Here is a 209-nt window from a genome sequence, read left to right on the forward strand (position 1 = left end):
CGTCCAACCAACGCTGCCGGGAACGGGACAGCCGCCCGCACAGCACCACTGCGCCGCCGGCGGCTACCTCGACCACTGCCGAAATCAGGCCGTGCTCGACAACGCCCAGCCCCACACCGGAAACATCTCCCGTGCTTTCCGTGCGTTCCAGCCAGAACCGTGACCGGTCGAAGGCATACGTCGGCAGTTCCACCGGTTGGGTTTCGGGC

General features: G+C 67.0%; 1 protein-coding gene. It reads right to left on the bottom strand.

Annotated features, from left to right (window positions below):
- Positions 1-193 (bottom strand): hypothetical protein (locus tag GTY47_RS40795; RefSeq protein ID WP_234025796.1); only part of this gene is annotated, 193 nt, incomplete at its 3' end.
- Positions 194-209: the final 16 nt, after the last annotated feature.

Source organism: Streptomyces sp. SID5464, from assembly GCF_009862985.1.
In the GTDB taxonomy this organism is placed as follows: domain Bacteria; phylum Actinomycetota; class Actinomycetes; order Streptomycetales; family Streptomycetaceae; genus Streptomyces; species Streptomyces chartreusis_D.